The sequence below is a fragment of the Streptomyces sp. NPDC034084 genome (genome assembly GCF_055575535.1).
On sequence record NZ_JBVISK010000004.1, the window covers coordinates 335,084 to 357,103 of the forward strand.

The window sequence follows — 22,020 nt, forward strand, 5'->3', positions numbered from 1 at the left end:
GAACAGTACGACCGTCACGCCAGGAGCCCCGCCCATGCGGAAGATACTCATAGTCGGCGCCGGCCAGTCCGGCCTGCAGCTCGCCCTCGGACTCCAGTCGCAGGGGTACGAGGTCACCCTCATGTCGAACCGGACCGCGGACGAGATCCGTACCGGCCGGGTCATGTCCACCCAGTGCATGTTCGACACCGCCCTCCAGCACGAGCGGGACCTCGGCCTCAACTTCTGGGAGTCCCAGGCCCCGAAGATCGAGGGTCTCGGCGTCTCCGTCGCCGGCCCCGACTCCGCCCGCCTGATCGACTGGGTCGGCAGGCTCGACGGGTACGCGCAGTCCGTCGACCAGCGCGTGAAGATGGCCGGCTGGATGGACACCTTCGCCCAGCGCGGCGGCCAGCTGGTGATACACGGCGCGGCCGTCGGCGACCTGGACTACTTCTCCCGCAGCTACGATCTCGTGCTCGTCGCGGCCGGAAAGGGCGAGCTGGTCTCCATGTTCGGCCGGGACGCGTCCCGCTCGCCGTACAGCGAGCCGCAGCGCGCGCTGGCCGTCGCGTACGTCCACGGCCTCGGCCCGCGCCCCGAGCACCCCGACTTCGACGCGGTCCGCTGCAACATCGTCCCGGGCGTCGGCGAGCTCTTCGTCATGCCGACCCTCACCACCGGTGGCCGCGCGGACATCCTCTTCTGGGAGGGCGTCCCCGGCGGCCCCGTCGACGCCTTCCAGGGTGTCAAGGACCCGTCCGAGCACCTCGCCCTGACGCTGGAGCTCATGGAGAAGTTCCTGCCCTGGGAGTACGCGCGGGCGACGAAGGTCGAGCTGACCGACGCGGGCGGCACCCTCGCCGGCCGGTACGCGCCTACCGTCCGCAACCCCATCGGCCGGCTCCCCGGCGGCGGCCTGGTCCTCGGCGTCGCCGACGTCGTCGTCGCCAACGACCCGATCACCGGCCAGGGCTCCAACTCGGCGTCCAAGTGCGCCGCCGCGTACCTCTCCGCCATCGTCGAGCAGGGCGACAAGCCCTTCGACGAGGAGTGGATGCGGGGCGCCTTCGAGCGCTACTGGCAGACGGCCCAGCACGTCACCAAGTGGACGAACGCGATGCTGGCGCCCCCGCCGGAGCACGTCCTGAACCTCCTGGGCGCGGCCGGCCAGCTGCAGCCCGTCGCCGACCGCTTCGCCAACGGCTTCGACGACCCGGCCGACTTCGAGAACTTCTTCTTCGACCCGGAGAAGACGTCCGCCTACCTGGCCGAGGTCGCGGGGAGCTAGGGGATGTCCTGTCGATCCCGCCGCGAGCCCGGCGTGATCGACGAGACGCCCCCTAGGCCCTCCCGTCGACGGCCGGCGCCCCGTGCGCCGGCCGTCGAAATCCGGTCGATCCGGTGGGGGCCGGTGGTCGATCATGGGGGCATGCCCCTGTCAGACACCCTCGCCCGCGTGGACGCGGACCTGGCCGCCGGCCGGGTGCCGATGGCGCACCAGCGCCTGCGCGGACTCGTCTCCTCCTTCCCGTACGACCTGACCCTCCGCCGCCGGCTCGCCGAGGTGTACCGGCTGTACGGGGACGCGGCGGAGGCGGGGCGCTGGACGTACCTCGAAGAGGACCGGCGGGCGGACGAGACCGAGGCCTTCGAGGAGCGGTACGGATCTCCCGGGCGGCGGATGAGGGCCCTCGCGTGGCGGGGCCCCGAGGCCCTGGCCGGCACCGCGTTCGCCGAGCGGCAGCTCGTCTCCGTGCGGACGGCCTGCGCCGAGGCGCTGGGGAGGCCCGTCGACTGGGACGATCCCGCCTCCTACGCGGAGGACCCGCGCGAGGAAGACGCGCCGGACACCGGCCGGTGGTCGGTCGGCGGGTTCATCGTCGGCGCCGGCTGCCTGATGGGCACGATCGTCTTCGTGGGCGTCTGGGTGCTCGGGGTCATCACCCTCTTCAGCGACTGACGGCCCTCCTCCGCGCGGCGGACCGCGAGGGGGGTCAGGAGGCCGGTCAGAGCGAAGAGGCCGCCCACGACGAACCATCCGGGGCGGCCCCAGCCGACGCAGAGCGCGATGAGCAGTCCGGGGCCGAGGGCCTCGGACAGGCCGGCGCCCAGTCCGAAGACCCCCAGGTACTGGCCGGTGGCCTGGGGCGGTGCGAGGGCGTACGACACCTCGAAGCCGCCCGCCGCGTGCCAGAGTTCACCGACCGTGTGGACGACCACGGCGGTCAGGAGCAGGACGACCGCCACCGCGACGGGCGTCCCCGCGGAGAGCGGGACCAGGGCGCAGGAGACGAGGAAGGCCGCTCCGGCGCGACGGTAGGCGCGGCCGCCGGCCCGGGGCGAGTCGACGCCACGGCTCGCGCGCACCTGGAGGCCGACGACGAGGACGGTGTTGGCGAGCATCGTGCCGGAGACGAGCCAGTGCGGGGCGGTGGTGGAGGCCACGAGCCAGAGCGGGATCGCGACGGTGAGCACCTTGAACTGGACGGCCATGACGCCGTCGAGCGCGGTGAGCGCCAGGTACGGCCGGTCCCGCAGGGCGACCCACCGGGGACCGCGGGCGACGGGCGCGGGGGCGACGGGCGGCAGCGGGAGCAGGAAGGCGGCGGAGGCCGCGAACGCGCACGCGTTGCCCACGACGAGGATCTGGTAGGCGCCGAGCGTGCCGACCTGGACCGCCCACCCCGCGAGGAGCGCGCCGAGGGAGATGCCGACGTTGGTCACGGCCCGTAGACAGGCGCGGAACTCCTGCGGCCTGTCCCCTCCGAACTGCCGGATGAGCGGCGCCCTGGCGGCGAGACCGGCGGCCTTCGCGCCGGTCGCGGTGGAGACGGCGAGGACGAACGGCCAGAAACTGTCCGCGAACACGAAGGCCGCCGTGGCGAGCGCCTGCACCGCGAGCGTCGTCACGAAGACCCCGCGCGCGCCGCGCCGGTCCGCGAGGTGGCCCACGGCGATCCCCACGGCCAGCGACAGGAGCCCGGCGACGCCGAGCCCGAGCCCCACGGTGGCGGCCGGGAGGCGCACGGCCTGGGTGAAGTACAGCACTCCGGCGGTCAGGAAGAGGCCGCTGCCGACGGCGTTGACGAAGTTCGAGGCGGCGAGCACGCGTCGGGGGCGGGTGGCCGGCAAGAGTCTGGGCATGACGGGGCTCCGTTTCCAGGACCGACGGTCGGCCATCGGTAAGGACCCGTATAGCTTGTTGCATATTACGTGCAGGAGCAAGGGGCGCGCGTGGAAAGGGAGTTCAGCGTCGGTCGTAGCCCTCGTCGCCGCCCTCCCTGGCGCCCTCCGGGAGCTCGGGCGGGGTGTACGTCTTGAGAGGCGTGCCGTCCGGGTCGGGCCGTACGGCTCCGAGCAGCGGGTTCGCCGCGAGCGGTGAGACCTTCACCTTCCCGCCCGGACGCGGGGCCTGCACCACCAGGCCCTCGCCGAGGTAGAGCGCCACGTGGGTCGCGCCCGGGAAGTAGACCACCAGGTCGCCGGGGCGCAGCTCCGCCAGCGACACCCGGGGCAGCGTCGCCCACTGCTCCTGGCTGGTCCTCGGCAGCTCCCGGCCCGCCGCCGCCCACGCCTGCTGGGTCAGCCCCGAGCAGTCGTACGCTTCCGGGCCCTCCGCCCCCCACTCGTACGGCTTGCCGATCTGGCCCACCGCGAAGCGCAGGGCCTCCGCGCCGGCCCGGGAGGGTGTGCGGGGGCCGTCCAGGACGCCGGAGTCGAGCAGCTCGCGCTGCGCGCCGGCGGTCTGGACGCGTTCGAGGGCGGTGAGCCGGGTCAGTTGCTCCGGCGACAGGGTGGCGAGCAGCTTCTCGACCTGGAGCAGTTTCGCTCGCACCTCGTCGCGCCGGGTGCGCTGCGCGGCGGCGAGCCCCTGCTGCCGGTCCAGGGCCTTGCGGGAGGCGCTCGCGAGGCTGTCGGCCTGCCGCTCGGCCCGGGTGAGCCGGGCGACGGCGGTGGTCCGGTCACGGGCCGCGCGTGCCATCAGGTGCCCCTCGTCCAGGGCCGACTGGGGGTCCGGCGCGAAGAGCAGTCGCACGTACGGGGGAAGCGAAAACGCGGCGGACCTGCCCTGGTACTGGTCCCGGGCGATCCGGCCGGCCGCGGCACGGCCCTGCGCCAGGGCCGTCCGGGCGGCGGTGAGCCGGGCGGTGACCTTCTTCGTGTCGGCCGCCTGGCGCTTCAGCGCCTCCTCGGCGGCGTTGTACCGCTCGGTCGCCTCCTCGGCCTGCCGGTAGAGCGTCCGCAACCGGGTGAGCAGCCCGCTGACGGAGTCCCCACCGGGGGGCGGGAGTGCGGAGGCGTCGTCATCGGCGGGGGCCGCCGGATCGGCGGGGTCGCCCCGGTCCGTGGCGGCGGGCGGGGCTGCCGGGCCGGCCGGACCCGTGGGCGGCACCGCCGGGCCCGCCGGGTCGGTGGCTGAGGCCGGCGCCTCCGTGTCGGCCGGGTCCCTGGCGGCGGCCGGCTTCGTCGTGTCGGCCGGGTCCTCGGCCGCGGCTGCGGCCGTCGGGTTCGCCGCCGGGTCGACCGGTTCCACCGGTTCCGCCGCCGGGTCCGCCCAGGCGATCGGGGCCTCCGCCGGAGGGTCCGGGGGTGGTTCCGGGGCGGCGCCCGCCGACGGGAGCACCCCTGTGAGCGTCGTCGCCGCGGCGAGTGCCCCCATGCAGACCGTACGCAGCAGGCTTCGCGACACGTCACCACCTCCACGGGGATGATGACGGTTCACTTCATCCGATTACCGTATGAATCGGGGCGTGCCCCGCCGCATCACCCGTTCGGCCCCGGTGACGGCTTCGACCACGGCCACTTCAGCTCGCGCCGCTCCCGCCCCTCGGGGGCGTACACGTAGACCCAGCCGCGCTGGAGCCCGAGCCGCTTCGTGTAGCCCGCGGGCTCGCGCCGGTACGTGTGCAGGGCCGGCGGGCGGCCGTCGTGCGCCGGGACCGGGATCTCGTACCACTTCGGCGGGTGGCCGGTCGGGCCCAGCAGGATCGGCAGGGCCCTGCCGTCGAGGGGGCCGCCGCGGAAGGGGGTGTTCTCGCTTCTCACCCCCACAGTCTCTCCCGGGTCACCGCCTCACAGCAGGTGGGCCGCCTCGCCCCACACCGGGACCACCCGTCGGGCCAGCCTCGCCACCGGCCCCTCGGGTGTCTCCTGCGCCAGGAGCCGCCTCACGACCCCGGCCGTCTCCTCGTCGCTCGCCGTGGTCGCGACGAGCAGGGCGACGAGATGGTCGACGAGCCAGTCCCGCAGTTCGCGGGCCGGCGGCTGCTTCTCCTCGTCGAGCCAGATGAGCGAGGCCGCCTCGACGGCGGCGATCCACGTCCGGACGAGCATCCCGAGCCGGGGGCCCGGCCGCTCCGCCCCGAGGTGGACGAGGATCTGCTCGGCGGCGGACCGCCGCACCTCGTCCACGATGGCGGAGGTCCGGGAGGTCTCGGCGACGCTGCCGCCCCGCAGCAGGGCGCTGAACCCGGCGTCGTGCTCGTCGACGAAGGCCAGGTAGCGGTCGAGCACCCGGCCCAGCCGCTCGGTGGGCGGCCCGGTCGGCGGCTCGGTGAAGCAGTGGTTCAGGGCGTCGGCGTGGGACCGCAGGGCCGCCTCGTACAGCTGCTGCTTGCCGCCGGGGAAGTAGCGGTAGACGAGGGGCCGCGAGACGCCGGCCGCCTCGGCGACGTCGTCGAGCGAGACGTCCTCGGGCGCCCGGTGGGCGAAGAGCCCCAGGGCGGCGTCGAGGAGCTGCCCGCGCCGCTTCTCGACACTGAGTCTGCGGTACGCGGGGGTGGCGGCGCTCGTCATGGACCGCAGCGTAACCGCGGAGCGGCTCGCTCAGGCCAGCAGCCCGGAGGACTTCCAGAGCCGGCGCCCCGGCCCGCGCAGCACACCGACGTCGTCGAGGAAGTCGGTGAGCCGCTTCGCTCCGGCCCGCATGACCTCGCGCCGGTGTCCGCTCGCCCGCACCTGGGCCACGGCCTCGCGCCGGTCCAGGCCCACCGCCTCGTACACCCCGGGGTTGACGAAGCAGGTGGAGAAGGCCCGCGCGGCCTCGCCGCAGCTCAGCCGGGTGAACTCCTGCTCCCAGCGCGGGGCGGTCGCCATCTGGCGGCGCAGCTCCTCGCGGGCGTACCGCACGTGGCGGGCCTCCTCGACCACATGGATGCGGGTGACCCCGCGCACGAGGGTCTGCACCCGCTCGTCCGGGAAGGTCAGGCGCTGCATCCAGTCGAGGATCTCCTCGCCGAGCAGGGTGGCGGCGAAGGAGCCGGGGGTGGTGGAGACGGTCTTCAGGATCCGCGCGAGGTTGTGGTAGATCCTCGGCACCGGGTAGGCGGGGGTGCCGCCGCGCCGGATCAGTCGGGCGAACATCATGGAGTGCCGGCACTCGTCCGCGATCTCGGTCAGGGCGTACCGGACGTGATGGCTGGTCAGGGGCTTGTCGTAGATGTGCCGGACGAGCAGCTGCATGAGGATGATCTCGAACCAGACGCCCAGGGAGGCGAGCGAGGCCGCCTCGTGCCGGGAGAGCTCGATCCGCTGGTCCTCGGACATCCGGCGCCACAGCGGGGTGTCGTAGAGGGAGACCAGCTCGGGTGGCCAGAACCACCTGCCGTCCTCGAAGGGCGCGTCCCAGTCGAGCTCGGTGTCCGGGTCGTAGGAGTGCCTGCGGGAGGCGTCCAGGAGGCGCTGGGCGACCTGCTCGCGGTCGCGCAGCGGCCCCAGGGCGTCGCGGAGGAGGCTGAAGTCGGGCTCGGCGATGGACCTCGACGGCGTCATGACTGTGATGAGACTGCCCGTCGGCAGTGCCGTCAAGACCCTCCGTCCGACTTGTTGACGATCCGTCTACCACCGTGTGAGCCTGCTGGAACCGGACGGAAGGAGTCGTCAGTGTCGACGCACGACCTCTATGTGAGCGCCCCCGCAGGACCCGGCTGGGAGATACCCGCCTCCGGCGCCGCCCGCTTCTCCTGGGACTACGACGACGGCCGCGAGCGCCTCCTCGCCCTCTACCAGAAGGGCAAGGACAAGCAGTGGGACGGCGCCACCCGCGTCGACTGGGGCATCGAGGTCGACCCGTACGACCCGCTGGGCACCCCCGACGAGGTCCTGACCCTCCACGGCACCCGCCACTGGGCGAAGATGACCGAGAAGGACAAGGGCGACCTGCGCCGCCACTACGCCTCCTGGCAGTTCAGTCAGTTCCTCCACGGCGAGCAGGGCGCCATGATCTGCGCCGCCCGGATCGTCGAGTCCGTCCCCGACCTGGACGCCAAGTTCTACTCGGCCACCCAGACCATGGACGAGGCCCGGCACGCCGAGATCTACGGCCGGTTCCTCCACGAGAAGATCGGGATGCTCTACCCGATCAACGACAACCTCAAGGGACTCCTCGACGACACCCTGCGCGACTCCCGCTGGGACATGCCCTACCTCGGCATGCAGGTCCTCATCGAAGGCCTCGCCCTCGCCGCCTTCGGCATGATCCGCGACACCACCGACAAGCCGCTGCCGAAGCAGATCCTCGCGTACGTGATGCAGGACGAGGCGCGGCACGTGGCCTTCGGCCGGATGGCGCTGCGCGACTACTACAGGCAGCTCGCGGACGCCGAGCTGCGCGAGCGCGAGGAGTTCGTCATCGAGGGCTGCCATCTGATGCGCGACCGGCTGCGCGGGGTCGAGGTCCTGGAGAACTTCGGCATCCCCAAGAAGGAGGCGGAGCAGCTGAGCGAGCAGAGCGAGTTCCTCCACCTCTTCCGCAAGCTGCTCTTCAGCCGGATCGTGCCCTGCGTCAAGGACATCGGTCTGTGGGGCGAGCGCCTGCAGAAGGCCTACCTGGACATGGGCGTGTTCGACCTCGGGGACTCCAATCTGGACCTGCTGATGAGCCAGGACGAGGAGATCGCGGAGCGGCTCGACGCGGAGCGCTTCGCGGAGGAGGAGCGGGCCCGGGTGACGGAAGTGGCGGACGCGATCGCGGCGGGATCGGGAGCGGGGGCGGGGGTGGAGGCCGAGGGGTAGCGGAATCCGGCCTTCCGCGGGCCTGGCGGAACCGGCTGTCGTACGGGTGACGTAGCGTGATCGTCATGACCATGCCGCCACCGCCGAGCCAGCCGCCCCACCAGCCGTACGGCGGACCCGTACCGCCCCACCAGCCGCACGGCGTCCCGCCGCAGTACCAGGCGCCGGGCGCCGGGACCTGGGGACAGCCGCCGACGGGACAGCCGCCGATGGGTCAGCCGCCGATGGGTCAGCCGCCCTTCGGCCAGCCGCCGTTCGGCCAGCCGCCCATGGGGCCGCCGCCGAAGAAGAAGCTGTCGGCCGGGGCGATCGTCGCCATCGTCGTCGGGTCCCTGGTCGTGGTCGGAGGAATCGGCTACGCGACCAAGGCCGGGCTCGACAGCGTCACCGGTCCCTTCCCCGAGGCGACGCACAAGCTCGTCGTCCCCCAGTCCCTCCTCGCCGGCACGTACACCCTCGAATCGGACCTCTCCGACACCCAGGGCAAGGAGATCGAGGACACCCCCGACCTCACGGTGAAGGACGCGACGGCGACGGTCGGGCAGTACAGCGGCAAGGACGGGGCCGTCCTCGTCCTTTCCGGGATGTACGGACGCATCAAGAGCGGCGACTCCACCCGCACGTCCATCCTCAAGGGCGCCGCCACGGACAAGGGCTCCACGCTCGTCGTCCGGCCCAGGGACTTCACCCCCGCCGGGTACGACGTGACCTTGAGCTGCCAGGTCACCACGTCGAAGGACGCGCTCGGCACGACCACGCTCCCCATGTGCGCCTGGGGCGACGACAACACCGCGGCCGCCATCGCCCTCGTCACCCCGGGATCCGCCACCGTGGACCCCGAGGACATCGACCTGGCCGAACTCGCCGAGACCACGGCCAAGATCCGCGCGGAGATCCGCAAGCCGCTCGGCTGAAGCGCCTGTCGCGGGGCGGGGAAGCGGCCCCGCGGCGGCCCGTGCGGCCCACCGGACCCGCTCAGCCCCGCGCCTCCGCCTCCAGCCTCAGCGCCTCCGTCATCACCGCCTTCGCGATCGGCGCCGCGCTGCCGCCGCCGCTGATGTCCGTACGGGAGGCCTCCGCGTCCTCGACGACGACCGCCACCGCCACCGCCGGCTGGGCCGCGTCGTCCGCTTGTGCCCAGGCGATGAACCAGGCGTACGGCGTACCGGTGTTGCCGAAGCCGTGCTGGGCGGTGCCCGTCTTGCCGCCGACCCGGGCGCCGGGGATCGCCCCCTTCGTCCCGGTGCCCTCCTCCACCGCCTTCACCATCAGCCGCTGGAGCTGCATCGCCGTCGCCGGGTTCATCGCCTGCCGGTAGCTGCGGCGGACGGTGCGGTCCACGGTCGTGCCGCCGGAGGTCGTGGTGCGGTCCACGAGGTACGGGTGGGCGATCTCCCCGTTGTTGGCGACGGCCGCCGCCACCATCGCCATCTGCAGCGGGGTCGCCGTCGTGTCGAACTGCCCGATCGACGACAGCGCCAGCTGGTCCGGGCTCATCGTCCGGTCGAAGTTGGACTTCGCCACCCAGGACGGCACCCGCAGCCCCGTGTCGTTGAAGCCGAAGCGCTCCACGGCGTCGACCATCCCCCGCAGGCCCACCTCCACCCCGAGTCCGGCCATCACCGTGTTGCAGGACCACTGGATCGCGTACGCGAGGGAGGCGTTGCCGCAGCCCGTCGCCTCGTTCGGCAGCACCTGCCGGGTGCCGGGCAGCACGAACGGGTCCGGGGTGTCCGTCGGCGCCTCCACGTCCCGCACCGCCCCCGCGTCCAGGGCCGCCGCGGCCGTCACGATCTTGAAGGCGGAGCCCGGCGGGTACGTCTGCCGCAGCGCCCGGTTGAGCATCGGCTGGTTCGGCGAGCCGTTCAGCCGTCGCCAGGCGTCCTTGACGCCCCGGCCCGTCCCCGAGAGGACCCCCGGGTCGTACGAGGGTGAGCTGACGAGCGCCAGGATCCGGCCGCTCGACGGCTCGACCGCCACGACCGCGCCCCGCTTCCCGTCGAGCCCCCGGAAGGCGGTCTCCTGCATCGAGGCGCGGATCGTCGTCACCACGTCGCCGCCGGGCTGGTGGCCGCGGGTGAGGTCGTTCCACAGGGGCAGCGGCGCGAGCATCGGGTCGGTGCCCGCGAGGACCGCGTCCTCGGCGTGCTCGACCAGCGTCGTGCCGTACGTCTGGGAGGAGTAACCGGTCAGCGGCGCGTACAACGGCCCCTGCCGGTAGGTCCGTTCCCAGCGCAGCTGCTGTCCGCTGTCCCGGGAGCCGGTCACCGGCTTCCCGTCGACGACGATCTCGCCGCGCGGCCGCGCGTACCGGTCGATCGCGATCCGCCGGTTGGCCGGGTCGGCGTCGAGGGAATCGGCCTCGAAGACCATCACCCGGGCGGCGTTGACGAGGAGGGCGACGAGCAGGACCAGACAGAGGGCGGCTGCCCTCCGGATGTACCGGATCATCGCGCGCCTCCCCGGATCGCGGGGTTCCACATCACCGCACGCCCTCCCCGACCCTGGCGAGTTCCCCGGTGTCGGCGGTGTCCGGCTGGGGTGCGCGGGCCGAGTCGCTGACGCGGATGAGGAGGGCGACGATCACCCAGTTGGTGACGACCGAAGACCCTCCCTGCGCCAGGAACGGCATCGCCATGCCGGTCAGCGGGATCAGCCCCATCACCCCGCCCGCGATGACGAAGACCTGGAGGGCCACGATCGAGGCGAGGCCGATCGCGAGCAGCCGCCCGAAGGGATCGCGCAGCGAGAGGCCGGCGCGGTAGCCGCGGGCGACGAGCAGCGCGTACAGCAGGAAGAGCGCGGTGAGGCCGACGAGCCCGAGTTCCTCGCCGGCCGTCGCCAGGATGAAGTCGGACTTGGTGGCGAAGCCGATGAGGACGGAATGGCCGAGACCGAGCCCCGTGCCGAGCATCCCGCCGGCGGCGAAGGCGAAGAGCGACTGGGCGAGCTGCCCCGGCCCGTCACCCGCGCGGATCGAGGCGTACGGGTCGAGCCAGTCCTGCACCCTGCTGTGGACGTGCGGTTCGAGCGAGCCGACGAGGAAGGCGCCCGCGGACGCCAGGACGAGCCCGACCGCGATCCAGCCGGTCCGGCCGGTCGCCACGTACAGCATGATCACGAAGAGGCCGAAGAAGAGCAGCGAGGTGCCCAGGTCCCGTTCCAGGACGAGGACGCCGACGCTCAGCAGCCAGATCGCCACGATCGGCCCGAGGACCCGGCCCGTCGGAAACTGGAAGATCCAGATCCGGCGGCCGGCGTACGCGAGCGCGTGGCGGTTGGCGGCGAGGTACGCGGCGAAGAAGACCGCGAGCAGGATCTTGGCGAACTCGCCCGGCTGGAAGGAGAGCCCGCCGATCCTGATCCAGATCTTGGCGCCGTTCACCGCCGGGAAGAAGATCGGCAGAATCATCAGGGCGAGCGCGGCGGCCACCGACACGTACGCGTACCCCTGGAGCGCGCGGTGGTCGCGCAGCAGCAGGACGACCACGATGAACAGCGCCACCCCGAGCGTCGACCAGATCACCTGCGTCGTCGCCGCCTGGTCCTTCGGCGTCTCCAGGTCGAGGCGGTAGATGAGCACCAGACCGAGGCCGTTGAGCAGGACCGCGATCGGCAGCAGCAGGGGGTCGGCGTACGGGGCGCGGAAGCGGACCGCGAGATGGGCGACGAGCGCGAGCAGCCCGAGCCCGGCCCCGTAGCGGGCGGCGTCGGGCGGCACGGCGCCGCTGCGGGCGAGGCCGACCTCGGCGTAGCCGCAGACGCAGATGAGGACCGCGCCGATCAGGAGCGACAGCTCCACGCCGCGCCGCTTCGGGACGCGGATGCCGGGCGGAGGTGCGGTCATGGCCGCAACGTAGCAAGCGGTATGCCCTATGTCCCTTTTGTGTGACGGTGTGCCGTCACCGCTCGGATTCCGGATCGGGGAGCCGTACGTACTCCGGCAGCCGCAGCCGGGCCTCGGCGCCCCCGTCCGGGCCGGCGGCGAAGACCAGCTCGGCGCCGATCACCTCCGCCTGCCCCGCCGCGATGGTCAGCCCGAGGCCGTGCCCCTTGCCGCCGCTCTCGGTACGGAACCGCTGCGGGCCCGACTCCAGGAGGTACGCGGGATACCCCGGCCCGTGGTCCCGCACGGACACCACCGGGCCGTCCACGGTCACCACCACGGGCGGCGCCCCGTGCCTGTGCGCGTTGGCCACCAGATTGCCGAGCACCCGCTCCACGCGCCGCCGGTCCGTCTCCACCGTGGCGTCCCTGACGACCCGCACCTCCGTCTCCGTGCCCGAGGCGCGCACCACCCGCTCGGCGAGCGGCCCGAGCTCGTGCACCGCCAGGTCCACCGTCTCGGTCCGGGCGTCGAGCCGCGAGATCTCGAGCAGGTCCTCGGTGAGCCCCCGCAGCGCCCGCACCCGGTCCCGTACGAGCTCCGACGGCCGCCCCTCCGGCAGCAGCTCGGCCGCGGCCCAGAGCCCGGTCAGCGGGGTCCGCAGCTCGTGCGCCACATCGGCGGTGAACCGCTGCTCGCTCTGCAGCTTGCGCTGGAGCGAGGAGGCCATGGTGTCGAGCGCCCCGGAGACCGTGGCCACCTCGTCCTGCGGGCGCGAGGGGTCCTTGGTGCGGGGATCGTCCACGCGCGCGTCCAGGTCGCCGGCGCTGATCCGGCGGGCCACCTGCGCGGTGAGGTGCAACCGGCGGGTGACCCGGGTGACGGCGAACGCGCCGACGAGCAGGGTCGCCCCGATCGCCAGGACGGAGGAGCCGAGGATCGAGCGGTCGAGCGCGTCGATCGTCTCGGCGCTCTGGGTGTAGTCGAGGCGTACGGCGAGGGCGCGGCCGTCCGCCGGGCCCGCCGCCCACATCGTCGGCCGGCCCTCGTGCTCCGCGACCATCGTGCCCCGCTCCCCGCCCGCAGCGAGCGCCCGCAGCGAGGCCGGGAGTCCGGGCGGATCCACCCCGGCGAACCGGGGGAGCGGCTCGCCCGCCTCGTAGAGCCCGCTGACCTCGCCGAGCCGTGTCAGGGCCTTCTCCCGGGAGTCGCTCACGGTCTGGCCGGCCACCGAGACATGGACGAGCACGCCGAGCAGTGCGGCGAGGGCGCAGCACATCACCGCGATGAAGAGCGCGGCCTTCCAGGTGAGCGTCGCGGTCCAGGCGGGCAACCGGGGCGCCCTCACGGCGCCGCCGCCGGGAGGAGCGGTGCGGGGCCCACGGTCGCCTTCCGGGGGAGCGGTACGGGCCTCACGGCGTCGCCTCCGGAGGCAGCGGTACGGGCGCCGGTGTGGCCGTCGCGGCGGGTGTGGGGCTCACCAGGCGGGGCGCGGGCACCGTCGCGGGCCCGGTGCCGGGCGGCTTCACCCGGACGATCTCGTCCCGGGTGGGCAGCATGCTGCCCTGCTGCTCGTCCCAGGACCAGGCGGTCCGGTACTCGTACCCCGGGATGCCGGCCGAACCGACCCGCAGGATCAGGTCCCGGCCCGCCAGCTCCACGCTGATGACCTGGTCGACGGTGGACATGATCCGGGTCAGACCGCCGTTCTCGGCGAGATAGACCCGCACCCCGACCTGCTGCTCCGGCATCCGGATCCCGACGATCAGCTCGTCCCGGCCGTTGCCGGTGAGGTCGCGGTAGTACGGCCGCAGGACCGGGCAGCGGGCCGGCGCGGTGCCGCAGGCCCCGATCGCGCGGGCGGTCTCCTCGTACAGCCCGTCCGCGCCGGTGTACGTGTCGGGGTGGGCGCGCACCTCGGCGCGGACGACCGCCACCGGGTCGAGGGAGTGGACGTCGTTGTCGGCGACCTCGATGCCGGGGACGCGCTGGGTGTCGGACTCGCCGTAGTCGAGCGGTGGGTTCGTCGCGGGCGGCAGGTCCGGCCAGAGCCGGACGGGCCCCACGGCCGTCGGCGTGGGTCCGGCGCTCCTGAGCCCTCCCTCGCCACCGCAGCCGGTGAGCGCGAGGGTGAGGCCGAGGGCGCACAGGACGCCGGCGGCGCACTGCACTCGGCGCGGTCTCACGCTGCTTCTGCTCCTCGGTCGGCGGGCGGGGATCGGCTCCCAGTAGACCTTATGCGGAGTGAAGTCCTTTTTGTCTCATCGTCGGTTCGTCGCGGTCCTGGGGTGCTGGGTTTCCGGGCTTTTAGAAGACCCCCCGCTCCATCCGGGCCAGCGCCGCCCTGCAGAGGGTCAGCAGCTTCTCGTCGAGGTGGATGTCGTGGCTGCCCGAGCCGCCCTCGCGGGCGTTGTGACGGCGCCTGCGGGTCAGCTCCGTGAGGACGACCAGCTGCGCCCCCGAGGCCGCGGGACCCATCTCCGCCAGGCACTCCGCGATGTCCACGCGCGCGTGCCGGTTCTCCTCCCAGGCCGCGAGCAGCACCGGGAGCGAGGCCGACGCCTCGCCCGACACCCGCCACAGCGCCGCGGCGCTGCGGACCCGCACCCACAGGTCCCGCGAGGCCAGGCCGGGCCGGAGGGCCGGGGCCGCCGCGGCCGCCGCCGGACCGATCTCGCCGAGGGCCTGCGCGGCCGCGCACCAGTCCGCGTCCTGCGTGCCCGGCCGGAGCCACCGCTCCAGGGCCGGCAGCACGTCCCCCCGGTCCCCCTCGGCCGCCCACAGCGCCCGCGCCGCCGTCGAGGCCACCGCGGCCGACTCGGCGGCCAGGAGTCTTCGCATGTCCGGCACGGCCTGCCGGGCGGCGGGCCCGAAGGCCGCCAGGGTCCGCAGCGCGGCCTCCCGCACCCAGTCGCGCCGGTTCGCCGGCGCCCCGCGCAGGACCCGCAGCACCTCCGGCACGGCCTGGCCGCCCCGCACGGCCGCCAGGGCGTACAGCAGCGGTGCCGCCCGGTCGTACAGCCGCTCGTCGAGCTCGACCTCGGCGAGCCGGCGCCGGAGCAGCGGGGCGAGCAGCGCCGCCGAGGGTCCGAGCCCGTCCATGGCGTACAGCAGCTCGCGCCGCACCTCCGGCTCCTCCAGGGCGCGGGCGAGCAGCGGGACCGCGCGCGTGTCCCCGGCGCGGGCCAGCGCGAGCAGCGCCCCGTCCCGCCCGGACCGCCCGACGAAGCCGCCGGTCCCGTGGTCCTGTCCGGCCCCGGCCGGCCCGGGGGCGAGGCGGGACGCGAGCGCGTCGGCGGCGGGCGCGCCCAGCTCGAAGAGCCGCTCCAGGAAGGACGTGGCCGCCTCCCGGAGCCGCGGCTCGGGGTCCTGGAGCTGCGCGCCGACGAGCCGGACCACCTCCTCGTACCGCCCGCGCCAGAGCCGTATCAGACCGCCGCACAACCAGATCGCGTCCGAGCGCTGCCCCCAGTCCGGGCTGCGCAGCTGCGCGAGGATCAGGGCGATCCGGTCGTCGACCCGGTCGTCGAGCGCGGCGTGCAGGGTCCGCAGCAGCTCCTCGGTCCACGGCGCGGGCCGGCCGGCGGCGTGCTCCTCCAGGAGCTCGCGGACCTGCCCGATGAGCGTCGGGGCCGCCGCCCGCTCCGTGCCGGGCGCGGCCGGCCGGGTCGCCGAGGCCCTGATCTCCTCCAGGAGTCCCGTCACCCACGGCACCACGTCGTCCGGGATGTCAGCGGGCGCGCAGCGCGCCCGCTGCGCGAGGGCCGCGAGCCGGAGCCCGGGGTCCTGCGCGGCGCGCGCGAGCCAGCCGAGCCAGTCGACGATCTCGGCGCGCAGCGAGGCGTGCCGCAGGGCCATCCGGCCGACGGCGGCCACCAGGGCGAGCCGCACCTCGGTGTCCCGCTCGACGGTGAGCCGCTCCCGCAGCAGGGTCAGCACCCGCGCGGGCTCGGGGTGCAGCGAGGCGAGCGCGCACGGCGCGGCGAGCCGCACCTCGAGGTCGGGGTCGGAGACGAGCCCCAGGAAGACGTCGGCGCCGGCGGCGATCGCGGCGGCGGCCATCGCGTAGTTCGCTGCGGGGATGAACTCCTCGTCGTCCGAACCGACTTCGTCCAGTTCCTCGTCGTCGTCGTCGAGTTCGATCCCGCCGATGCTGGTGAGCAGCTCCACGATGCAGCCCCGGTCCTGGACGCCGGGGTCGGCGACGAGTTCGAGGAGGAAGGGGATGCAGGCGAGGGTCGAGTCGTAGACGTCGCCCTGGTGGTGCACCGCGCCGTACATGCCGTCGAGGGCGGTCTCCCGCTCCGCGGGATCGGCGGAGGCGAGTCCGCGGAGCAGCTCCGGCACGTCGTCCGCGGGGCCGTACGCGTGCCCCAGCGAGGCCCAGTCGACCTCCTCGATCCCCGTCAGCATTGCCAGGCCGCCTTCCCCGTGAGCGCTGTGCCAGGCAGCAAGTGTGCACCACGGGACGGACAAGGAGGCCGAACCGGCGCCAGCTGCCCTGCGCGGAGCGCCAGTTGCGGTCTCTTTGCGCCATGTACGTTGCGCAGCAAGGCAGTTGCTCTGGGTGCCCGGACGGGAGACGCGCCGCCGCGACCGCCGCCCCGCCCGCCCTACCCTTCCGACCGGACGCGGACGAACGCCGCCGTCTCGTGCCGCCCCGCGGCCTGGCGCAGCTCCACCGGGAGCGGCGGGTCCACCCATCGCACCGGCCCGTGCTCCGGGTCCTGCGCGAGCGGTCCGGCGCGGTCGGCCGCCAGCTCGCCGACCTGGCGCGACTGCGCCGGGGTCAGCCGCGGCGAGGTGGTCAGGGTGCGGCCGTCGGGGAGGCGTACGACCAGGGCCCGGGGCCGCTCCGGCGGGCCGACGAGACCGAGCAGCAGGGCGTCTCTCGTGTCGGCGTGCCGGACCTTGCGCCAGGCCCAGGTGGAGCCCGCCCGGTAGGGCGCGTCGAGGCGCTTCGCGACGACCCCCTCGACGCCGGCGTCCCGCAGGTCCCGGAACCAGGCCCGCGCCGTCTCCTCGTCCGTCGTGGCCAGGACCCGCTGGAGCGGCGGCTCGGCCTCCCGCAGCGCGGCCCCGAGCAGCGCCCACCGGTCGCGCAGCGGCAGCGCCCGCACGTCGCGCCCCGGGACGGCGAGCAGGTCGAAGGCGACGTACGAGACGGGCACCCCGGCCCGGACCCGGTCGGCGTGCGACTTGAGCAGGTCCGTGAAGCTCAGCCGGCCGTCGCGGTACGCGCACAGCTCGCCGTCCAGGACGATCCCCGGCGGCAGCTGGTCGCGCAGGTGCGCGGCGATGTCGGGGAACTCCGGCGAGAGGTCCCGGCGGGAGCGGGACTGGAGGACGACCTTCCCGCCGCCGAGCACGAAGGCGAGGGCGCGGAACCCGTCCAGCTTGAGGGAGTACTGGAGCTCCCGGGGCGGCTCCGCCTGCGCCGGGATCTCGTCCGCGGCCCGGGGGCGCATGACGTCGACGGGCGGCGGGAGGACGACCGGGACGGGGACGGCGCCCCCGCCGGGTGCGGGACCCGCACCGCTGCCGCCGCCTCCGTCTGCTCCGGGGACGCCGTTCACGGCACGGCTCCCGCCCGCTCGGGCGCGAAGAGGGGCGCCAGGAGGTCCTCGTACCGCTCCAGACGTGGCGCGATGTCGCCCATGAGGAGGACGAGGTCCTCGGGCGCCCCGCCGGGAGCGGCGCAGCCCTCCACCTCCTCCCAGGTGACGGGCGCAGAGACGCTGGGCCGGGCCCGTGCCCGCAGGGTGTAGGGGGTGGCGGTGGTCTTGGCGGCGGCGTTCTGGCTGTGGTCGACGAAGACCTTCCCGGTGCGCAGCGCCTTGGTCATCCGGTGCGTGACGAGCCCCGGGAGCGCCGCCTCCGCCTCGACGGCGAGCCGCTTCGCGTACGCCGAGACGTGCGCGGACGGCGTCGGCACCACCGGGACGAGCAGGTGGAGGCCCTTGGAGCCGGACGTCTTGGCGAAGGCCTCGAGGCCGTCCGCCGCGAGCCGCTCCCGCAGGTGGAGCGCGACCCGGCAGCACTCGACGACGGTGGCGGGCGCTCCGGGGTCGAGGTCGAGGACGAGCCGGTCGGCGACGGCGGGGGAGGAGGCCCGCCACTGGGGCGTGTGGAACTCCACGACGAGGTTCGCGGCCCACATGAGCGAGGGCAGGTCCTCGATCACCACCTGCCGGGCCCGGGGGTCATCGGAGCGGGGCACGGGGGTGGTTCTCACCCAGGAGGGTGTGCCGGGCGGCGGATTCTTGGTGAAGAAGAGCTGCCCGTCGGGACCGTCCGGATAGCGCAGGAAGGACACCGGACGGTCGCGCAGATGCGGCAGGATCACGGGCCCGACGGTCGCGTAGTAGTGGAGCAGCTCGCCCTTGGTGGTGCCCGTGACGGGGTGGAGCACCTTGTCCAGGTTGCTGAGCGCCAGCCGTCGCCCCTCCACCTCTGTGATCGGCGTCATACGATGAGAATCCCACGTTTCGGGATCCTCACGACATATCGGATATCGGTCACTCCTCGGCTCGAAAGGAACGAATGCCCGTGCGATCCATCTGGAACGGCGCCATATCCTTCGGGCTGGTCAGCATCCCGATCAAGCTGGTGAACGCCACCGAGAGCCGGTCCGTCTCCTTCCGCCAGATCCACACCGAGGACGGCGGCCGGGTCCGCTACAAGAAGGTGTGCGAGCTGGACGGGGAGGAGGTCCCCCAGGCGGAGATCGGCAAGGCGTACGAGGACGCCGACGGGACCATGATCCCGATCACCGACGAGGACCTGGCCGCGCTGCCGCTCCCCACCGCGAAGACGATCGAGATCGTCTCCTTCGTGCCGGCCGGCGAGATCGACCCGCTCCAGATGGACGCCGCGTACTACCTCTCGGCGAACGGCGTGCCGGCGGCCAAGCCGTACACCCTGCTCCGCGAGGCGCTCAAGCGCAGCGACAAGGTGGCGGTCGCGAAGTACGCGCTGCGGGGGCGGGAGCGGCTCGGCATGCTCCGGGTCGTGGACGACGTGATCGCCATGCACGGCCTGCTCTGGCCGGACGAGATCCGCGCTCCGGAAGGCGTCGCCCCGGAGACCCCGGTCGCGGTCCGGGATGCCGAACTGGACCTGGCGGACGCTCTGATGGCCACGCTGGGCGAGGTCGACATCAGCACCCTGCACGACGACTACCGCACGGCGGTCGAGGAGATGATCGCGGCGAAGGCGGCGGGCGGCGAGGCCGTCGCGCCCCGGGCCCCGGGGGAGGAGGCGGGCGGAGGCAGGGTCATCGACCTGATGGCGGCCCTGGAGAACAGCGTCCGGGCGGCGAGGGAGGCGCGCGGGGAGGACGCGGTGGTGACCGAACTCAAGCCGCGGGGGACGGCGAAGGAAGAGTCGAAGCCCGCGGCGAAGAAGGCGGCGGCGAAGAAGACGACTTCCGAGCGGGCGGCTTCAGGGAGGAAGACGGCCGCGAGGACGACGGCCGAGAAGGCGACGCCGGAGAAGGCCTCAGCGAAGAAGACCCCGGCGAAGACGACCGCCGCGAAGAAGGAGGCGGCCGAGAAGTCGGCCGAGAAGACGTCGGCGAAGAAGACGACGCCCCGCAAGCGCACAGCCTGAGCCGCCCTCCGACGCGCCGAGGACGCGCCCCGCCCCCGCCCCATAAACCCCTAGAGCAACAACAAACACCTCAACCCCCCCAAGCCCCCCAGCGAACCCGCTGGGGGGCTCCTCGCTGCCCGAAACCGGGCAGCGGGAGTCGTGGTGCGCCCCGAACTCCCCGTATAGCGGACAGAGTTATCTGTCCTTCGGACAACACATGGTCAAATTCTTGTTGCAGACCTGTCAAACAGGCTTCTTCGCTGGCACGCTCACAGCCGCACCACCCACCCCCACAATCCCCACGCTTTTCAGCGAAGGAGCCCGCGTGACCCGCCAGCAGTCCTCGCACCGCCGTACCACCGCCCGAGCCGCCGCCCTGATCGCATCGGCCGCCATGGTCGTCGTCGGAGTCCAGACCGGATCCGCCAACGCCGATGCCCAGCGCGAGGCCGGCGCCACGGCGATCCAGCTGACCGGCACCCAGCGCGCCGCCGCCATCCACGAGGCGCAGGGCGAGGCGACCGCCACCGCCCGCGCCATCGGCCTGCCCGCCCAGGAGAAGCTGGTCGTCCGCGACGTCGTCAGGGACGCGGACGGCACCGTCCACACGCGCTACGAGCGCACCTACGACGGCCTCCCGGTCCTCGGCGGCGACCTGGTCGTCCACCAGAAGAAGTCGGGCGCCCGCTCCACCACCAAGGCGACCTCGGCCCGGATATCCGTGGCGAGCACGACGCCCGCCGTCGCGCGCGCCACCGCCGGCAAGGCGGCCCTCGCCTCCGCCGCCAACGCGGACGAGGCCGTGTCCTCCGCCCGCAAGGTGATCTGGGCGGCCACCGGCAAGCCGGTCCTCGCCTGGGAGACGTACGTCACCGGCGTCCAGAAGGACGGCACCCCGAGCCGCCGTCAGGTCGTCACCGACGCCACCACCGGCAAGGTGCTGTTCTCGCACGAGACGATCGAGACCGGCGTGGGCAACACCATGTACGCCGGCCAGGTCACCCTCGGCACCTCGCCCTCGTACAGCCTCACCGACGCCACGCGCGGCGGGCACAAGACGTACGACCTGAAGGGCGGCACGTCCGGCACCGGCACCCTCTTCACCAACTCCACCGACACCTGGGGCAACGGGCTCGCCTCCAACCGCGAGACCGCGGCCGCCGACGCCCACTACGGTGCGGCCGTCACCTGGGACTTCTACAAGAACGAGCTGGGCCGCAACGGCATCCGCGGCGACGGCGTCGCCGCCTACTCCCGCGTCCACTACGGCAGCGCGTACGTGAACGCCTTCTGGGACGACTCCTGCTTCTGCATGACGTACGGCGACGGCATCGGCAACACCCACCCGCTCACGTCCCTCGACGTGGCCGGCCACGAGATGTCCCACGGCCTGACCTCCTCCACCGCGAACCTCCGCTACAGCGGCGAGTCCGGCGGCCTGAACGAGGCGACCTCCGACATCTTCGGCACCGCGGTCGAGTTCTACGCGAACAACGCGGCCGACCAGGGTGACTACCTCATCGGCGAGAAGATCGACATCAACGGCAACGGCACGCCGCTCCGTTACATGGACAAGCCCAGCAAGGACGGCAGCTCCGCCGACTACTGGTCGAAGTCGGTCGGCCGCCTGAACGTCCACTACTCCTCGGGGCCGGCCAACCACTTCTTCTACCTGCTGTCCGAGGGCAGCGGCACGAAGACCGTCAACGGCGTGACCTACAACTCGCCGACCTACAGCGGCTCCACGGTCACGGGCATCGGCCGCACCGCCGCTTACAAGATCTGGTACAAGGCCCTCTCCACCTACATGACCTCCACCACGGGTTACGCCGGCGCCCGTACGGCCACCCTCTCGGCGGCCGCCGACCTCTACGGCTCCGGCAGCACCCAGTACAACGCGGTCGCCGCCGCCTGGACCGCGATCAACGTCAAGTGACGCCCGTCAACGTCGAGTAACCCCCCCACATCACGTAACACCCCGCACATCGCCCAGGGCCGCCCGGCAGACGCATCCGCCGGACGGCCCTGGGTTGCGTGGTCCGCCTTCCGGAGCCAACCTGAAAACGGCACCGCCTGGGCCCGGGGACGCCTCCTCTCTCCCGCACTACTCACGCGCACCGCCCCATCGGTGCCGCGCCGCCGCAGAGGAGCATCCATGCCGCAGCCCCGCATCAGCGCCGAGGTCAAATTCACCCGGCTGAACTTCCAGGTCGTGGTGGTCCGAGGCGAGGGATTCAAGGCGAACGAGACGATCCACCTCACCCACCGATCCCTCCAGCTCGGCCATCTCTCGGACCCCGCCACGTACACCTTCGCCGTGGACGAAGCCGGTGAGTTCGTCGACGAGTTCTACGCCTCGCCCTGCGACGCCACCGTCGAGACCCGCCACTTCTGGTACGCGAAGGGCGACGTGAGCGGCGCCTCGAACTCCGTGACGACGGTCTGCCCGTAACCGGGCCGCGACCGGCCCGGCGCGGCCCGCTGAGGCGGCCGGCATCCGGTGGTCGGACTGCCCTGCCCAAGGAAGCTGTCTGACGTCACGACCACGGCGCTCAGGGGCCGTTGCACGCTTACACCAGCGCAGTCACCGACCTGCTCGCCCACGT

The 22,020-nt window shown here is 73.3% G+C and carries 18 protein-coding genes and 1 pseudogene; 7 read left to right on the forward strand and 12 right to left on the reverse strand.

The window, feature by feature from the left end; all coding sequences use genetic code 11:
* The first annotated feature begins 34 nt into the window (after window positions 1–34).
* Window positions 35–1,270: a styrene monooxygenase/indole monooxygenase family protein gene (locus ACZ51I_RS16675; protein WP_468876232.1), complete on the forward strand. Its 1,236-nt coding sequence runs from the start codon at window positions 35–37 to the stop codon at window positions 1,268–1,270.
* 141 nt (window positions 1,271–1,411) lie between these two features.
* Complete coding sequence (locus ACZ51I_RS16680; RefSeq protein WP_468876234.1) at window positions 1,412–1,942, forward strand: DUF6584 family protein; 531 nt, start codon at window positions 1,412–1,414, stop codon at window positions 1,940–1,942.
* A gap of 323 nt (window positions 1,943–2,265) precedes the next feature.
* Here ACZ51I_RS16680 and ACZ51I_RS16685 read toward each other — a convergent pair.
* The 5 genes and pseudogenes from ACZ51I_RS16685 to ACZ51I_RS16705 all read right to left on the reverse strand — a co-directional run.
* Window positions 2,266–3,162: pseudogene (locus ACZ51I_RS16685) on the reverse strand (MFS transporter); the annotation flags it as partial.
* Between the two features lie 67 nt (window positions 3,163–3,229).
* The gene (locus tag ACZ51I_RS16690; protein ID WP_468876236.1) at window positions 3,230–4,672 is read right to left on the reverse strand and encodes a C40 family peptidase; all 1,443 of its coding nucleotides are present in this window, start codon (window positions 4,670–4,672) and stop codon (window positions 3,230–3,232) included.
* A 74-nt stretch (window positions 4,673–4,746) separates the two neighbouring features.
* Window positions 4,747–5,028: a hypothetical protein gene (locus tag ACZ51I_RS16695; protein ID WP_468876238.1), complete on the reverse strand. Its 282-nt coding sequence runs from the start codon at window positions 5,026–5,028 to the stop codon at window positions 4,747–4,749.
* 27 nt (window positions 5,029–5,055) lie between these two features.
* Window positions 5,056–5,778 carry a TetR/AcrR family transcriptional regulator gene (locus ACZ51I_RS16700; protein WP_468876240.1) on the reverse strand — a complete coding sequence of 241 codons (723 nt, stop codon included), beginning with the start codon at window positions 5,776–5,778 and terminating at the stop codon, window positions 5,056–5,058.
* 30 nt (window positions 5,779–5,808) lie between these two features.
* Window positions 5,809–6,753, reverse strand: a complete 945-nt coding sequence (locus ACZ51I_RS16705; protein WP_468876242.1) for an AurF N-oxygenase family protein — start codon at window positions 6,751–6,753, stop codon at window positions 5,809–5,811.
* 111 nt (window positions 6,754–6,864) lie between these two features.
* Here ACZ51I_RS16705 and ACZ51I_RS16710 point away from each other — a divergent pair, with 111 nt between their 5' ends.
* Both ACZ51I_RS16710 and ACZ51I_RS16715 read left to right on the forward strand, forming a co-directional pair.
* Window positions 6,865–7,995 carry a ferritin-like domain-containing protein gene (locus ACZ51I_RS16710; protein WP_468876244.1) on the forward strand — a complete coding sequence of 377 codons (1,131 nt, stop codon included), beginning with the start codon at window positions 6,865–6,867 and terminating at the stop codon, window positions 7,993–7,995.
* Window positions 7,996–8,060: 65 nt separating this feature from the next.
* Window positions 8,061–8,909, forward strand: coding sequence for a hypothetical protein (locus ACZ51I_RS16715; RefSeq protein ID WP_468876245.1), 849 nt, complete (start codon window positions 8,061–8,063; stop codon window positions 8,907–8,909).
* A 61-nt stretch (window positions 8,910–8,970) separates the two neighbouring features.
* Here ACZ51I_RS16715 and ACZ51I_RS16720 read toward each other — a convergent pair whose 3' ends face one another.
* The 7 genes from ACZ51I_RS16720 to ligD all read right to left on the reverse strand — a co-directional run bounded on the left by ACZ51I_RS16720 (window position 8,971) and on the right by ligD (window position 18,290).
* Entirely contained in the window at window positions 8,971–10,446 is a 1,476-nt protein-coding gene (locus tag ACZ51I_RS16720) for a penicillin-binding transpeptidase domain-containing protein (RefSeq protein WP_468876247.1), read from the reverse strand.
* A 31-nt stretch (window positions 10,447–10,477) separates the two neighbouring features.
* Entirely contained in the window at window positions 10,478–11,842 is a 1,365-nt protein-coding gene (locus ACZ51I_RS16725; RefSeq protein ID WP_468876249.1) for an FtsW/RodA/SpoVE family cell cycle protein, read from the reverse strand.
* A gap of 55 nt (window positions 11,843–11,897) precedes the next feature.
* A complete protein-coding gene (locus tag ACZ51I_RS16730) occupies window positions 11,898–13,169 on the reverse strand; it encodes an ATP-binding protein (protein WP_468876251.1) in 1,272 nt (423 codons plus the stop codon).
* A gap of 64 nt (window positions 13,170–13,233) precedes the next feature.
* A complete protein-coding gene (locus tag ACZ51I_RS16735; RefSeq protein ID WP_468876253.1) occupies window positions 13,234–14,007 on the reverse strand; it encodes a hypothetical protein in 774 nt (257 codons plus the stop codon).
* A gap of 121 nt (window positions 14,008–14,128) precedes the next feature.
* A complete protein-coding gene (locus ACZ51I_RS16740) occupies window positions 14,129–16,234 on the reverse strand; it encodes a PBS lyase (protein ID WP_468876255.1) in 2,106 nt (701 codons plus the stop codon).
* Window positions 16,235–16,434: 200 nt separating this feature from the next.
* Window positions 16,435–17,397 (reverse strand): ATP-dependent DNA ligase, encoded by a 963-nt coding sequence (locus tag ACZ51I_RS16745; protein ID WP_468876257.1) that lies wholly within the window; start codon window positions 17,395–17,397, stop codon window positions 16,435–16,437.
* Complete coding sequence (gene ligD, locus ACZ51I_RS16750; RefSeq protein WP_468876259.1) at window positions 17,394–18,290, reverse strand: non-homologous end-joining DNA ligase; 897 nt, start codon at window positions 18,288–18,290, stop codon at window positions 17,394–17,396. The genes ACZ51I_RS16745 and ligD overlap by 4 nt, the downstream gene beginning before the upstream one ends.
* Window positions 18,291–18,370: 80 nt before the next feature.
* Between ligD and ku the strand changes: the two genes are divergently transcribed.
* The 3 genes from ku to ACZ51I_RS16765 all read left to right on the forward strand — a co-directional run bounded on the left by ku (window position 18,371) and on the right by ACZ51I_RS16765 (window position 21,866).
* Window positions 18,371–19,432 carry a non-homologous end joining protein Ku gene (gene ku, locus ACZ51I_RS16755; protein ID WP_468876261.1) on the forward strand — a complete coding sequence of 354 codons (1,062 nt, stop codon included), beginning with the start codon at window positions 18,371–18,373 and terminating at the stop codon, window positions 19,430–19,432.
* A gap of 307 nt (window positions 19,433–19,739) precedes the next feature.
* Complete coding sequence (locus ACZ51I_RS16760) at window positions 19,740–21,350, forward strand: M4 family metallopeptidase (protein WP_468876263.1); 1,611 nt, start codon at window positions 19,740–19,742, stop codon at window positions 21,348–21,350.
* Window positions 21,351–21,569: 219 nt separating this feature from the next.
* The gene (locus tag ACZ51I_RS16765; RefSeq protein WP_468876265.1) at window positions 21,570–21,866 is read left to right on the forward strand and encodes a hypothetical protein; all 297 of its coding nucleotides are present in this window, start codon (window positions 21,570–21,572) and stop codon (window positions 21,864–21,866) included.
* The last annotated feature ends 154 nt before the right edge of the window (window positions 21,867–22,020 follow it).